This window comes from Psychromonas saccharinae, assembly GCF_051201515.1.
In the GTDB taxonomy this organism is placed as follows: Bacteria; Pseudomonadota; Gammaproteobacteria; order Enterobacterales; family Psychromonadaceae; genus Psychromonas.
In genome coordinates this window covers 1,740,004-1,753,422 of sequence record NZ_CP195153.1, presented here as the reverse complement: position 1 = coordinate 1,753,422, position 13,419 = coordinate 1,740,004, and the positions used below count along the sequence as shown (strand labels likewise).

Genomic DNA, 13,419 nt, shown 5'->3' with positions numbered 1-13,419 from the left:
ATTTAAATAATTACAAATCTTTAAAAGCCACTTAAACTGATTGTGTTAATTCGGCTTTAAGCTTGCCGTTAGTTAACTTTTCGATCTCATAACCACGGAGGCGAGGAATGACAGCTCCCCATCTGGAAACTGATGCTTGGGATATTTTTAAAGCTTTTGCGATTTTTTCTTGGGTGCCAAAATATTCGAGCACTTCACTCTTAAGCATATAAACTCCTAAAAAAAATAATATACTTACAAGTATATATTAGTCAAAAGTATATACGCAATAGTATTTTACATAAATATATACACTAAGGTATATTTATAAGTTATGAATAGATTATCGAAAAACATCAAAAGCCGAATGAAAACTCTTGGCCTAACACAGAAACAACTTGCCGATAAGGCAGGGACAACCCAAGTTAGCATTCATAGAATGATTTCGGGAAAAGTGTTAAAAACAACCAAGATTGTTGAATTAGCAAAAGCACTAAATTGTGATCCAGAATGGTTGCTTAATGGTATAGATGAACCAATAAAAGAATCTAGCAATGTCGAAATTGGCCCAGAGCTGCAAGGTATGTATCCGGTCATATCTTGGGTGCAAGCAGGTGATTGGACGGCCATTCACGAAATTAACCGCCACGAAGCGGAGCATTACCCCTGCCCAGTAAAATGTAGCGATAAAACTTTTCTGTTAAAAGTACAGGGTATGAGTATGAGCCCAACATTTAATGAGGGGGAGTTTATTTTTGTAGATCCCAACGTGGAGGCTATTAATGGAAAGTACGTTGTAGCGCGTTTAGATGATGAAAATGAAGCTACCTTCAAACAACTAATTATAGAAGGTGGGCACAAATACCTAAAAGCCGCAAACCCTTCGTGGCCAACACAAATACAACCAATTAACGGTAACTGCACCATTGTGGGAGTCGTAATTTTTGTTGGTAGAGCGTTGTAACAATTAACAGGCCTAATTGAACGGAAGCATTCATGAACACAGCAAAATTCAACGTTAAAAGAAACAACTAAAAAGCAGCTTATACGTTAAGAGGTATTTTAAGCGGATTAATGGCAAAAAAATTGTAACTAATAACGGCAAATTTTATCAAATATAAAAAGGGACTCTCTGCCCTTTTTTATTGCTCGTAAATCATCTTCTACCCCCTAAAAAAACATCCAAATATCTTAGCTCTCGACCTCTCCATTTTTAGCCACAAAAAATAAATATACCTAGACGTATTGCATTAAAATATACTTAAATGTATATTAATCCCACACCAACCGAACAAAGGGAAGCAAAATGCAACAAATAACACTAGCACAACTTTTAACGAATCGGGATAAACCCGTACCAATTTCAACACTCGACACCACAATTCGAGTACGCGATAACCGTCGCGAATATTGGACTCGTAAACAATTACAAACAAAGCACGAAACAAAACATTAATTAACAACATCAACCAAAGCAAAGGAGCTCGTCATGAGCAAAACAAATGTAGATAACTTTGTCAGTGAATTAGAAGCAGGCATGTTCAAAGAAAAACTCGCACACATGTTAAGTGATGTGGCATTAGGTCAAATTATTCACAACGGTGGAAACCGTAAAGGCAAAGTAAACATTGAATTGTCATTCTCACAGGTCGGTGACAACAATCAGGTAATGATTGCTAGCAAACTAAGCCACATCACCATTACAAAACGCGGCGTGAAGTCTGAACAAACCACCACTGAAACACCCATGTACGTAGGTAAAGGCGGCATGCTCAGCATTGACCAACCAAAAGAAGAGTTTAGCGGTCAGTTTAATCTGACAGCCGTTACTCAGTAATTATTTTCTGATAACCATTTTAATCAATCTTATAAAGAGAGAAAACTAATGCAAAAAGAAGCGATTCAACAAATTCAAACATCGGCACATATTCCGGCAATCATTGAGCAGTTAAAAGCCATCGGTACACAAACACCTTGTATTGTTACCCCCCAAGACTTCAAAGTAAGCAATCTTGAAGCCTTTATGGAAAATCGCGCTAACTATCGTTTAGGCATGAATACCAGCAGCTTAGCTGACTTCATTACCTATTCACAAAAGTTTGAACAAGCCGGCGCCACTTGCTTTATCAATGCAGACCAAATGCGTGCAAAAACAGTCTTCGATTTGGGTACGGAATTAGCACCAGGTCATCAACAACATGCAAGCACCCTCACCTTAGAAAAAACAGCACAATATAAAGCGGTTCTGAATGTTGACGGTGAACGTTTGAGCCAAAAAACCGCTTCTGAGTTTATCGAAGACTGGACAGATGTGATCACTGTGTTTTCAAGTGAAGGGGAAGTTATTCCGAATGCCGTTGCCGCACAACGTTTACGTGATTTAACTATTGAGACCGCGCGTGAAGTCACTTCAAAAGTGGAAGACTTTGGTGAAAGCATGAGTGCCATGGAGCGTATCGAAGCAAAAGGTAAAGATCTGCTACCAAGCAAAATTCAGTTTATCTGCACGCCCTACCTTGGCTTAAGTGAATACAACTTTACCGTTCGCGTCAGTATTTTAACCGGTGGTGATCGTCCTCAGTTATGTTTACGCATTATTCAACTAGAAACGGTGAAAGAGCAGATCGTTAATGAGTTTAAAGACTTTCTGGTCAATGCCTTTGTGGATAATGACATTGATACCTTCATCGGTTCAATCGATTAGGCATTAAACCATGGTGCCCTTATCAATGGGGTACCAAAAACAACAACACCAACCAAAGCAAGATATAAGGCAACATCATGAAACTTAACTTTCAAATCGTCACCACGCTATTGATATTTTGCACTACGGGTAAAACCGTAGAAGAGATGAAACACCGATTAGCATTCGACCATACTCCAAAATTGGTTAATGCAACGATAGATTTCATGATCAAGCAAAACCTCATCACCCAAGAAGTAAATGTAATAAATAGTTTAAATAAACAACCGACCAAATGGGTTAAGAACATCAGCTTAGAATGTTATGCGATTAAAAAGGCAGGATAAAAATGGAACGCGATATAAAAATACAAGCAGCGCAAATCTACAAAAATTGTTACAAGGAGAATCAAATGGAAGAACTTAGGATAATTAGAGCAAAAGAAGCTCAAAACATGTTTGGGATGCCTAAATCTACTTTTTATAACCGAGTAAATAGTGGTTTAATTCCACCAAGTATTAGTCTTGGTGGCACTGCCGTTGGCTGGATATTAAGTGAACTTAATGCTGTGATGAAAGCAATGATAAGAGGTGAGAGTGAAAATGATATCAAGCAATTAGTGTCTAACCTACAATCACTTCGAGTGGCAATTTAGTGCTGTATTATGCGGTAGTATGGATCCCTAACAATCAAACAATACCAACGACCTGCTCAAACGTATTAAAAATTGGTGGTCGAATTATTGATCAACACTTGAGTAAACATGATGCAGAAAAAGTTGAGCATTGTTTAAAAATTAATGGCGAAGGACTAAGTGGAGAATATATGACTATTACAGAATAGTCATAATAATAGATCGTTACACATTAGCGACTTTTAGTCCTTTTCGCCCTGCTAAACTGTGATTCCCCGTCGCTGCTTTTTCAATATGTTCACTCCACCACGCCATGATAGTCATTCGTTGATTCATGTAGGTTGCATGATTATATGCTTGGCTAACACTTGATCCAACCTTATGAGATAAACATGCCTCTAATGCTTCAAAGCTAAACCCTTCTTCCGCCAACGTTGTTCTAGCAAGTCGGCGAAAACCATGTGCAGTTTGACGTCCCCCAAACCCCATTCGTTTAAGTGCCATATTGACAGTTGATGCATTAGCATGACATCTGGGTTTGTGTGATGAAGGGAAAAGAAATTCTCGATGACCATTTTCAGGCTTTAATATTTCAAGAAGGTTAAGAGTCTGTTCAGTCAAAGGGACTTTATGAATCACCTTTGTTTTCATTACGCTTGCAGGAATAATCCAAAGTTTATTTTCTAAATCAATATCAGACCACTTAGCACTAGCTGCTTCATTTGGTCTTGTCATAGTATGCAACTGCCATTCGATAAGGCACCGTGTTGTTAGGCGAATATTTGCAACACTAATCGCACTCATTAATTCTGGTAATTGATGTACTTCGAGCGCAGGATTATTAGTGGTTTGCACAGGACTAAATACTTTACCGATACCACTAAGCGGATTATGAGTAATCAATCCAGCATTAACAGCATATGTCATGATCTCATTAACTCGTTGGCAAATCCGTTTGATAGTATCAAGTTTACCATCTGCTTCAAGAGGTCGAATAACTTCAATAACTTTCGGGGCGGTAAGGTGTGAAATAGGATAACCACCAAGTTTGGGAAAAATATGTCTTGTCAGTGATCCCCAAATATCTTTACCATACCCCACCGTAATATGATTTTCTTTCATTTTAAACCACTGCGTCGCAATCTTTTCAAAAGAGTTATTATGCTCTTCTGTTACCAATCGACGAGCTGTATCTCGCTCTTCCTTGGGGTTCAACCCTTTTGCTAATAGTTCACGCGCTTCCATTCTTAACTTTCGCGCATCAGCTAAAGAAACAGCAGGGTAAGCGCCAAAACTCATACTTGTGCGTTTTTTATTGTAGGGATTAATAAAATCTAAGAACCAAGTCTTTTTGCCGCTTGGTTGAACACGAAGTTGTAAACCATCTCCATCGGATAACTTGCGCATTACAAGTTTTCCATTTCGCAAAGTAGGTTTAGCTTGTTTAATTTCAGTAGCAGTAAGAGGGATTGTTTTCGCCATGTGGTCCAAATTCCTGACTTGTAATTTTGAACCACAAAACATACCACTTAAACGTTTGTATGTCACGGTTTGGATTGGACTGATATAGACAAGGTTTTTGCTTTAACACCTTGTTATACGGTGTTTTTTGTACTTATACATGCGTATGCGATCTAAGAAGTGGCGGTGACGGAGAGATTCGAACTCTCGAAAGGTTGCCCTTTACACACTTTCCAGGCGTGCTCCTTCAGCCACTCGGACACGTCACCAATTACTTCATTAGTTTGTTGAAGCGAGGCGCATGATAGATAACTCCCCTTCTAAAATCAACAACTAATCGTATTTTTTTACGCAGGCAAACCGAATAGATTAAGATTTAAGCATTCTATATGAATTTATTAATAGACGCTAAATACGTTGTTTTTGCTATTTAATGTAATAAAAATACAGAATATTTGATCTAGTGCAGATTACTCTTGTAACAAAATAACGTAAAATGACTGATTATCTGTCGTAAATTTGTATTTAAATCGGGTTATCGTAAAATAATTACAACAGAAAAGAATTTTAATAACAAATAAAGCACAACACAGATCAAAACTGACTGACATAATCTGTAGGCGCTATATTAATTAAACAAAATGGATAGTTATGAAAACCTTGGAATTAGTACAACGTAATTTAGACACCTTTAGCAAATCGGAACGCAAAGTAGCAGAGGTTATTTTAGATTCGCCACAGACAGCTATCCATTCGAGTATTGCAACACTTGCTAAAATGGCCAAGGTCAGTGAACCAACGGTTAATCGATTTTGTCGTCGGTTAGATACCAAGGGCTTTCCCGATTTCAAACTACAACTTGCCCAGAGTTTAGCCAATGGTACGCCCTACGTTAACCGCAATGTTAACGAAGATGATGGCCCAGGTGCCTATACTAGTAAGATTTTTGAATCTGCTATGGCGTGTTTAAATGTAGCAAAAAATTCTTTGGATACTTCGTTAATTAATCGCGCAGTGGATGTATTAACCGCCGCAAATAAAATTTCATTCTTTGGTTTAGGCGCATCTTCATCGATTGCGCACGATGCTTTAAATAAATTTTTCCGCTTCAATATTCCGGTCACTTGCTTTGATGATATTGTGATGCAGGAGATGAATTGTATTAACAGTTCAGAAGGCGATGTCATTGTGCTTATTTCGCACACTGGACGTACAAAAGCTTTGGTTGAAGTAGCAAAATTAGGCAGAGAAAATGATGCGTTTATAATTGCATTAACGGCTGCAGACTCGCCGCTTGCAGAGCAAAGTAATTTAGTCCTTTCAACTAGTGTTCCAGAAGATACGGATATTTATATGCCAATGGCTTCGCGTATTGCACAATTGGTATTGATTGATGTGTTGGCAACGGGGTTTACTTTACGTCGCGGGCCTAAGTTTCGCGATAATTTGAAACATGTTAAAGAGGGACTGCGTTATTCTCGCTTTGATAAGTTTGTTCAATAGTGATTGACTGAGCTTCATCTACACAGCTTAAAACACAATGCGGATTAATAATGTCTATTATTGATCCGCTTTTTTGTCTTAATATCCCCTTCTATCTTCCTTTTTCATTATGCCCTTTCATTTCTCCGTTGATAATATGATTAACTTAGCCCAGTGAAACAAACATCTTAGGTATTAAAAAACGATTAATAAATTCCTTAAGCCTTTAACGCTCGGCTTAGGATCTGTTCGCTTTTTAACTTACTTCTTATTACATCTTGAATATCAATCGACATTCACTCTGCTTTTGCATAAATATCAATCACCACCAACTATGATTCATATCAACTTGATGATCTGACTACTTGAAGTAGAATGGATTTGTCTTGAGTTTGCTTGAATATTGAAAGCCGACTAACACGGACGGTTTGATCAATATATTTATCTACATATACAGGAGTATAGAATGACACGACGTACTAAAATCGTAACTACATTAGGTCCAGCAACTGATAGAGATAATAATTTAGAGAAAATTATTGCTGCTGGTGCCAATATGGTGCGAATGAACTTCTCCCATGGGGAAGCCATTGATCACGTTAGACGTGCAGATCAAGTACGCGAGATTGCGACAAGATTGGGTAAAGAAGTCGCTATTATGGGTGACTTACAAGGTCCTAAAATTCGAGTATCTACCTTTAAAGATAAGAAAATTATATTGGCTGTTGGTGATACGTTTATCCTCGATAGTGACATTGAAAAAGGACAAGGTACGCAACAAGCAGTAGGTCTAGATTACAAAACATTACCACAGGAAGTTGAACAAGGTGATGTGTTATTACTTGACGATGGTCGAGTACAATTACAAGTTAAAGAAGTGTCGGGCAATAAAGTCATTACCGTTGTCACTATTGGTGGTCCGTTATCAAATAATAAAGGCATTAATAAACAAGGCGGTGGTTTATCTGCACCAGCATTAACAGAAAAAGATAAAAGAGACATTCTTACTGCCGCTCAAATTGGATGTGATTACCTTGCGGTATCCTTCCCTCGTTGTGGTGACGACCTTCACTATGCACGTAAACTTGCGAATGAAGCAGGCTGTAATGCAAAAATTGTCGCTAAGGTTGAACGTGCAGAGGCCGTTGAAACACAAGAAGCGCTAGAAGATATTATCCTCGCTTCCGACGTTGTAATGGTTGCTCGTGGTGATTTAGGTGTTGAAATTGGTGATGCACGCCTTGTGGGTGTGCAAAAAAACATGATCCGCACAACACGTCGTTTAAACCGCGTTGTTATTACTGCGACCCAAATGATGGAGTCGATGATTAGCGCGCCAATGCCCACTCGTGCAGAAGTTATGGACGTTGCCAATGCTGTATTAGATGGTACCGATGCGGTGATGCTATCCGGTGAAACGGCTGCAGGTGATTATCCCGTTGAAACCGTTAAAGCAATGAGTGATGTATGTATCGGTGCTGAAAAACACCCAAGTATTAATGTATCGAATAACCGTATGGGTTATCGCTTTGATGATCCCGGTGAAGCACTTGCAATGACAACAATGTTTGCGGCAAATCATACCGTTGGCGTTAAAGCGATTGTTGCATTAACTGAATCGGGTACAACACCATTATTAATGTCTCGTTTAAGCTCTGGTTTACCTATTTATGCACTTTCAAGCAATTCACAAACCTTAAGTTACTGTGCATTGTACCGTGGTGTGACACCGGTAAAATTCCGTTCCATTACCCTTGATAGCTCTGAATTTATCGGCAATGCATTGGAAACGTTAAAAACAGCCGGTTATTTAGAAACAGGTGATTTAATCCTGTTAACACACGGCGATGATAATAATGAAGGCTCGACCAATACCTGTAAAATTTTACGTGTATAAACTTAAATAACTGACATTTACTGTTAGTTATAACGAGAATGCAACGCCTCTTTAATATGAAGCGTTGCATATTTAATCCTTATTATTATGCTCCTATCGGCTAGATTTTATATTAAAGTCGAACTACCTTTATTCAAAAAATGATAATTGAGCATTCTATAAAACATGATTTACCCGATAAATAATAATCTAGTTAAATATACCTTTCTTTCCGGCTTATTGCTCAGCCTTACTGCTTGTGATTCAAGCGGTAGCCAAGATACTGTCGCTAATATTTGTGAATCCAACCCAGAACTGTGTGCGGATATCCACAAGGGCATAGATTGCCGTTATAAACGCAGTAGCCTTATTCGCGCAAGATATTATGACAAAGTCGCCCCGAGTGAAGAGAATACGCTTAAACTATTGGATGAATTAGACGACTACGATGTTTGCCTAGAATTAACTTTGTTAATGGAATATTCTCAAAAACAAACCCAAAAACAAAAAAGTGTTGAGAATTATTTAACCATTCAAAAATTATTAAGTGAAAAACTTGAAGGCATACAAAATTCCACGGATCCGCATATTGCCTATTATTTATGGACACACTTTCAAGACAAACATGCCAAAAATGTTTTCTTGAAAGCTGCCATGAAAAAGAATAATAAAGACATTAAGATGTTGTTAAAATTAGCCAGTGCCTACTCCGGTGAATACCCACAATATGCATTAGATACATTCTATAAAGCACTGCAACTCACTAAGTCTTTAGATGAAATTCCATTAACGACGTTTACATTTATGATGACTATTTATTATCGTAATAAAGATTTCGAACAAGCTTATATCTGGGCGTTAATGGCCAATAAAATTAATCACGACGATCCCTTGCCGATTAACTACGACCTTATTTTGCAAAAAGGCCATCGAGGATCCAAGAAACTGATTAACAATGAAGATGAGTTGCAAAAAATTGCAGATACTTATTATTCACAACTACGAAAAGGCAAATTTAAGACCAAAGCCCCACAATTAAAATAATAAATGGAATTACTCTCCGAGAGGCCATCCTCCTAATGCTTTCCACTTATTAATCATATAGAAAAACAATTCGGCAGTGACTTGGGTATCATAAAGTGCAGAATGGGCTTCGTCATTATTATAGGTAATATTTGCTTGTCGACACGCTTTTGCTAATACCGTTTGCCCGAGAGTTAAGCCCGCCATACTTGCCGTATCGAAACTTGCAAAAGGATGAAATGGAACGCGCTTTAGGTTACAACGTAATACGGCTTGATTAATAAATCCCTGATCAAAGGCAGCGTTATGTGCCACTATAATTGATCGGTTACATTGATTATTTTTCTGATGTTTACGCACTAGTTTAAAAATCTCAGTTAACGCTTCTCTTTCATCGACCGCACCACGTAATGGATTAAATGGGTCAATACCGGTGAACTCTAAGGCTTTGGGATCTAAATTTGCCCCTTCAAAGGGAGCGACATGAAAGTGTACAGTCTCTGCACTCAACAAATATCCCTGTTCATCCATTGTTGGCAAAATAGCCGCAATTTCTAAAATAGCATCGGTTTGAGAGTTTAAACCTGATGTTTCAATATCAATAATAACCGGATAGTAACCACGAAAACGTGCGGCCAATAAATTTTCCATAAGCGACTCAAATTTTAAAATAAGGGATTATGCCAGAAAGCAGGATAAACAGCACAAATTTAACTAAAGAAATAATTTGTCATGCCGATATAAAGGTTGTCTGACTAATTTAACGAGATGAATTATGAAAAAAATAATTTTGATTACATGCTTACTTTGCAACAGCAATACTTTTGCGATGAGTAAAAGCTACCATGCAAATATGGATAATTCTCTCTGGTTCGTGTCGAATGCAAGCCCGATTCAATGCACCCTTGCTCATAAGATACCACGTTATGGACAAGCACACTTTGAAGTTAAAGCGAGCAAACAAATTAATTTAGACTTCGTATTACAAAGTAAACAGTCCATGCCTAAAACCAGTGTTGCCACATTAAAATCGGTGCCGCCATCATGGTTACCAGGTAAAGTGCCCGAAGAAATTGAAAAGGTAAAATTTTACCAACAATTTGATGGCTATGTCGCTCATCAAGGCGCATGGAGAATGTTAAATGAATTAGAAGCGGGACAATACCCAACTTTTTATTTCAAAGACTGGTATAACAATGATCAGACCACCAGCGTGGGTCTATCTTCAATTAATTTTGCAAAAAGTTACGATGAATTTAACGATTGTATCTCGCAATTGCTCCCATACAACTTTGACGATATTTCCTATAGTATTCTTAAATATAATAAAAATGGTATTCAACTCAGTAACTTTTCTAAGAAACGATTAAAAATGATTGGCGATTATATTAAATACGATGAAAATGTAAGCGTGGTATTAATTGCTGGTTATTCGGATAGTTATGGTGGACGTAGCCATAACCAAACCTTATCAGAGGAACGTGCGGTCTCGGTAAAAAAATACCTGGAAGAAATAGGGTTAACCGATGATAAAATTCAAGTCGCGGCCTATGGTGAAAAACATCATGTCGCAGATAACCGAGATATTCTTGGTCGAATGCAAAACCGACGTGTTGTTATTTCAATTGAACGAGAAGAAATTTAAACAAATGAAATTATTACGATTGGTATGACTTTTAACATAAAAACTTAGGCCAAAAGTCATGCCGTTAATACATTATTTTTTCATTTTACTCATCAAATCAGCAAAGGGATTATAGGTAGCCCCTTCAATCTCATCATCACCCGCCTGAACGGTACTGCCATATAAGTCTGCTTGCGTGTATTTATCATGCTCATGATCATGACAATAAATACATAATAATTCCCAATTACTGCCATCGGCGGGATTATTACTGTGGTCATGATCAATATGATGCACCGTTAACTCACGAAGATTTGAATACACAAATTCTCTTGCGCATTTACCACACACCCAAGGAAATAATTTTAACGCTTTATCGCGATAATCATTTTCTAAACTCTTATAATTACTTGGTATATAAGCCATAAAGCCCTTCTGTATTATTAACTAAACTATCAGATTCCTGAGAAAAGATGTCCAACTAAAGAAAAATAACGAAACGTTATACTTGTACATCGATTCTTGATGATTGACGACGATGTCCAGCAATACGACGGTCATAGAATTTATTATATTTCATGTTAGGTGACTGTCGTCTTTCAGCATTTTCTCGATAATCGGCTTGGTATGCACCATTTACCCAAACTGTATCGATGTATTTTGAAGAATAAGCCATTTAAATTTACTTTGCTACGTTAAAATATGGCCATAATTATACCCATGATAACGCTAGGTGCAATGTGCACAATAAAATTCTGTTAGTGCATCTGAACGTAACGAGACTCGACCTGTCTATATTAGAGAATAGTGATAATTCAAGCAGATAAAAAAGACCTTTAATAACAATAACAGACTGATATGAAGGCACAATTAACATGATAGGAATAAACGATTGAAATCATGATATCAATTCGCATTACTAGATGTATAATAACTTACATAGAATATGAGAATGAATAAAGAGTGTAGATACGCAGTTAATTACCACTCTTTTTATTCAAGATTATGACATAAATTTGAACCTCACAAAGAGGTTATCTCGGCTTAAAGACACAACCTACTAATTGATAAGTTCATTAGAAAGTCTCAAGCCTAACTTAACAAATAGAGGATATGATTATGGATATCGGAATTAATGAAACAAATAGAATTCAAATTGCTGAAGGTTTAAAAAAATTACTTGCTGACTCTTATACATTATATTTACAAACACATAATTTTCACTGGAATGTCACAGGCCCACAATTTCGTGAATTACATTTAATGTTTGAAGAACATTACACTGAACTTGCAGTCGCGGTTGATGATATTGCAGAAAGAATTCGTGCATTAGATGTCGCGGCACCAGGTACATATAAAGAGTTTAATAGTCTCAGCTCGATTGAAGAAGTCGCAGGAATAACGGAAGGTAAACAAATGGTTGAGATCCTAATTAAAGCACATGAGCAAGTGATCCGAACTTGTCGTGATGTGTTGAAATTAGCGCAAGAAGCCGATGATGAATCGACTGCCTCGGTTGTCTCTGACCGTATGTTAGTACATGAGAAAACTGCTTGGATGTTACGTGCTACAAGCAAATAAACCCAAATAGACTTTAATGTGTCTGGTTTGATATAACGTCGTCATGCTCATCAAGTAAATAATACCCGCTTGATGAGCGATTAAAACATGTCGCTATCAATTTTATTCACTGATTATCTAGCTATTTTAGTAAATAATCCTCAACAAATTTGGGCTATATAACGACCCAATCAATTGACAATATAATGTACTTGTAAATAAATACGGTACATTCTCACTGTATACTGGGAGGTATCAATGGGCTTTAAATTAGTGTTATTACGTCATGGCCAAAGTGTTTGGAACGAACAGAATTTATTTACAGGTTGGACCGATGTTGGTCTCACTGAACAAGGTAAATCGGAAGCAAAAAAGGCAGGTCAATTACTTGCTGAAGCCGGCTTCGAATTTGATATGTGTTACACCTCTTACTTAAAAAGAGCGATTCGTACCTTAGACTTAGCATTAGAAGAAATGGATCAAAGCTGGTTACCCGTCATTAAAACGTGGAAATTAAATGAGCGTCATTACGGTGATCTTCAAGGCAAGAATAAAGCAGAAGTCGCTGAAAAATTCGGTGATGATCAAGTAAAAATTTGGCGTCGTTCCTTTGATATTCGTCCACCGGCATTAACGGCAGATGATGAAAGAAATGCAACTAAATTAAAAATGTACCAAAAAGTCGATCCGAGTGACTTACCTTTGTCTGAAAGTTTAAAAGACACCATTGCACGGGTTATTCCCTATTTCGAAAGCGAAATAAAACCTAAAATAATGTCAGGTGAAAGTATTATTATTGCAGCACACGGTAATACCCTACGTGCACTCGCGATGTATCTTGAAGGGATTTCTGAAAAAGATATTCTTGAGTTAAATATTCCAACGGGTGTGCCTTTGGTTTATCACCTTAACGAAGACTTATCGGTCGCTAAAACTGAATACTTAAAATAGCGCGATCAGTCAACATTACAACATGGTTTGCATCTAGCGTTAGATGTAAACCACTATCCCCTTCCACACTCATCTTTACGTCATTTATTAAACAATTCACTTCGGAATTATAATCAATTTTTCTACTCATCACTTCATAGTAAAAT

General features: G+C 37.4%; 18 protein-coding genes and 1 tRNA gene. 13 read left to right on the top strand and 6 right to left on the bottom strand.

All coding sequences use genetic code 11. The features are described from left to right. Positions 1–31: 31 nt before the first annotated feature. Positions 32–208, bottom strand: a complete 177-nt coding sequence (locus ACR30L_RS07775) for a Cro/CI family transcriptional regulator (protein WP_435237457.1) — start codon at positions 206–208, stop codon at positions 32–34. 105 nt (positions 209–313) lie between these two features. On the opposite strand from ACR30L_RS07775, the gene ACR30L_RS07770 reads away from it, so the two are divergent. From ACR30L_RS07770 to ACR30L_RS07740, 7 genes are all read left to right on the top strand, one after another. Next, a complete protein-coding gene (locus tag ACR30L_RS07770; protein WP_435237456.1) occupies positions 314–943 on the top strand; it encodes a LexA family protein in 630 nt (209 codons plus the stop codon). A gap of 342 nt (positions 944–1,285) precedes the next feature. Next, entirely contained in the window at positions 1,286–1,435 is a 150-nt protein-coding gene (locus tag ACR30L_RS07765) for a hypothetical protein (RefSeq protein WP_435237455.1), read from the top strand. Positions 1,436–1,468: 33 nt separating this feature from the next. Then, positions 1,469–1,816 (top strand): hypothetical protein, encoded by a 348-nt coding sequence (locus tag ACR30L_RS07760; RefSeq protein WP_435237454.1) that lies wholly within the window; start codon positions 1,469–1,471, stop codon positions 1,814–1,816. 48 nt (positions 1,817–1,864) lie between these two features. Then, positions 1,865–2,683, top strand: a complete 819-nt coding sequence (locus tag ACR30L_RS07755; RefSeq protein ID WP_435237453.1) for a DUF2303 family protein — start codon at positions 1,865–1,867, stop codon at positions 2,681–2,683. A gap of 77 nt (positions 2,684–2,760) precedes the next feature. After that, a complete protein-coding gene (locus ACR30L_RS07750; protein ID WP_435237452.1) occupies positions 2,761–3,009 on the top strand; it encodes a hypothetical protein in 249 nt (82 codons plus the stop codon). A gap of 65 nt (positions 3,010–3,074) precedes the next feature. Beyond that, a complete protein-coding gene (locus ACR30L_RS07745) occupies positions 3,075–3,317 on the top strand; it encodes a helix-turn-helix transcriptional regulator (RefSeq protein ID WP_435237451.1) in 243 nt (80 codons plus the stop codon). Further along, complete coding sequence (locus ACR30L_RS07740) at positions 3,317–3,505, top strand: hypothetical protein (protein ID WP_435237450.1); 189 nt, start codon at positions 3,317–3,319, stop codon at positions 3,503–3,505. Before ACR30L_RS07745 ends, ACR30L_RS07740 begins: the two co-directional genes overlap by 1 nt. A 16-nt stretch (positions 3,506–3,521) precedes the next feature. Here the strand turns inward: ACR30L_RS07740 and ACR30L_RS07735 are convergent, their stop codons facing one another. Together ACR30L_RS07735 and ACR30L_RS07730 are read right to left on the bottom strand one after the other, a co-directional pair. Beyond that, a complete protein-coding gene (locus ACR30L_RS07735; RefSeq protein ID WP_435237449.1) occupies positions 3,522–4,778 on the bottom strand; it encodes a tyrosine-type recombinase/integrase in 1,257 nt (418 codons plus the stop codon). A 160-nt stretch (positions 4,779–4,938) separates the two neighbouring features. Next, positions 4,939–5,026: transfer RNA gene (locus tag ACR30L_RS07730), tRNA-Ser, on the bottom strand. Between the two features lie 382 nt (positions 5,027–5,408). Here ACR30L_RS07730 and ACR30L_RS07725 point away from each other — a divergent pair. The 3 genes from ACR30L_RS07725 to ACR30L_RS07715 all read left to right on the top strand — a co-directional run bounded on the left by ACR30L_RS07725 (position 5,409) and on the right by ACR30L_RS07715 (position 9,159). Then, on the top strand, positions 5,409–6,260 hold the full coding sequence (locus ACR30L_RS07725) for a MurR/RpiR family transcriptional regulator (RefSeq protein ID WP_435237448.1): 852 nt from the start codon (positions 5,409–5,411) through the stop codon (positions 6,258–6,260). 445 nt (positions 6,261–6,705) lie between these two features. After that, positions 6,706–8,136 (top strand): pyruvate kinase, encoded by a 1,431-nt coding sequence (gene pyk, locus ACR30L_RS07720; RefSeq protein ID WP_435237447.1) that lies wholly within the window; start codon positions 6,706–6,708, stop codon positions 8,134–8,136. Positions 8,137–8,301: 165 nt separating this feature from the next. Then, complete coding sequence (locus ACR30L_RS07715; RefSeq protein WP_435237446.1) at positions 8,302–9,159, top strand: DUF2989 domain-containing protein; 858 nt, start codon at positions 8,302–8,304, stop codon at positions 9,157–9,159. A gap of 9 nt (positions 9,160–9,168) precedes the next feature. Here ACR30L_RS07715 and rnt read toward each other — a convergent pair whose 3' ends face one another. Further along, positions 9,169–9,789, bottom strand: a complete 621-nt coding sequence (rnt, locus tag ACR30L_RS07710) for a ribonuclease T (protein WP_435237445.1) — start codon at positions 9,787–9,789, stop codon at positions 9,169–9,171. Positions 9,790–9,913: 124 nt separating this feature from the next. Between rnt and ACR30L_RS07705 the strand changes: the two genes are divergently transcribed. Then, entirely contained in the window at positions 9,914–10,783 is an 870-nt protein-coding gene (locus tag ACR30L_RS07705; protein WP_435237444.1) for a flagellar protein MotY, read from the top strand. A 72-nt stretch (positions 10,784–10,855) separates the two neighbouring features. On the opposite strand, the gene ACR30L_RS07700 is transcribed toward ACR30L_RS07705, so the two are convergent. Further along, the gene (locus ACR30L_RS07700) at positions 10,856–11,188 is read right to left on the bottom strand and encodes a YajD family HNH nuclease (protein ID WP_435237443.1); all 333 of its coding nucleotides are present in this window, start codon (positions 11,186–11,188) and stop codon (positions 10,856–10,858) included. A gap of 76 nt (positions 11,189–11,264) precedes the next feature. After that, positions 11,265–11,438 (bottom strand): hypothetical protein, encoded by a 174-nt coding sequence (locus ACR30L_RS07695; protein WP_435237442.1) that lies wholly within the window; start codon positions 11,436–11,438, stop codon positions 11,265–11,267. A 437-nt stretch (positions 11,439–11,875) separates the two neighbouring features. Here ACR30L_RS07695 and ACR30L_RS07690 point away from each other — a divergent pair, with 437 nt between their 5' ends. Next, a complete protein-coding gene (locus ACR30L_RS07690) occupies positions 11,876–12,343 on the top strand; it encodes a Dps family protein (RefSeq protein WP_435237441.1) in 468 nt (155 codons plus the stop codon). Between the two features lie 237 nt (positions 12,344–12,580). After that, on the top strand, positions 12,581–13,273 hold the full coding sequence (gene gpmA / locus ACR30L_RS07685; RefSeq protein ID WP_435237440.1) for a 2,3-diphosphoglycerate-dependent phosphoglycerate mutase: 693 nt from the start codon (positions 12,581–12,583) through the stop codon (positions 13,271–13,273). Positions 13,274–13,419: the final 146 nt, after the last annotated feature.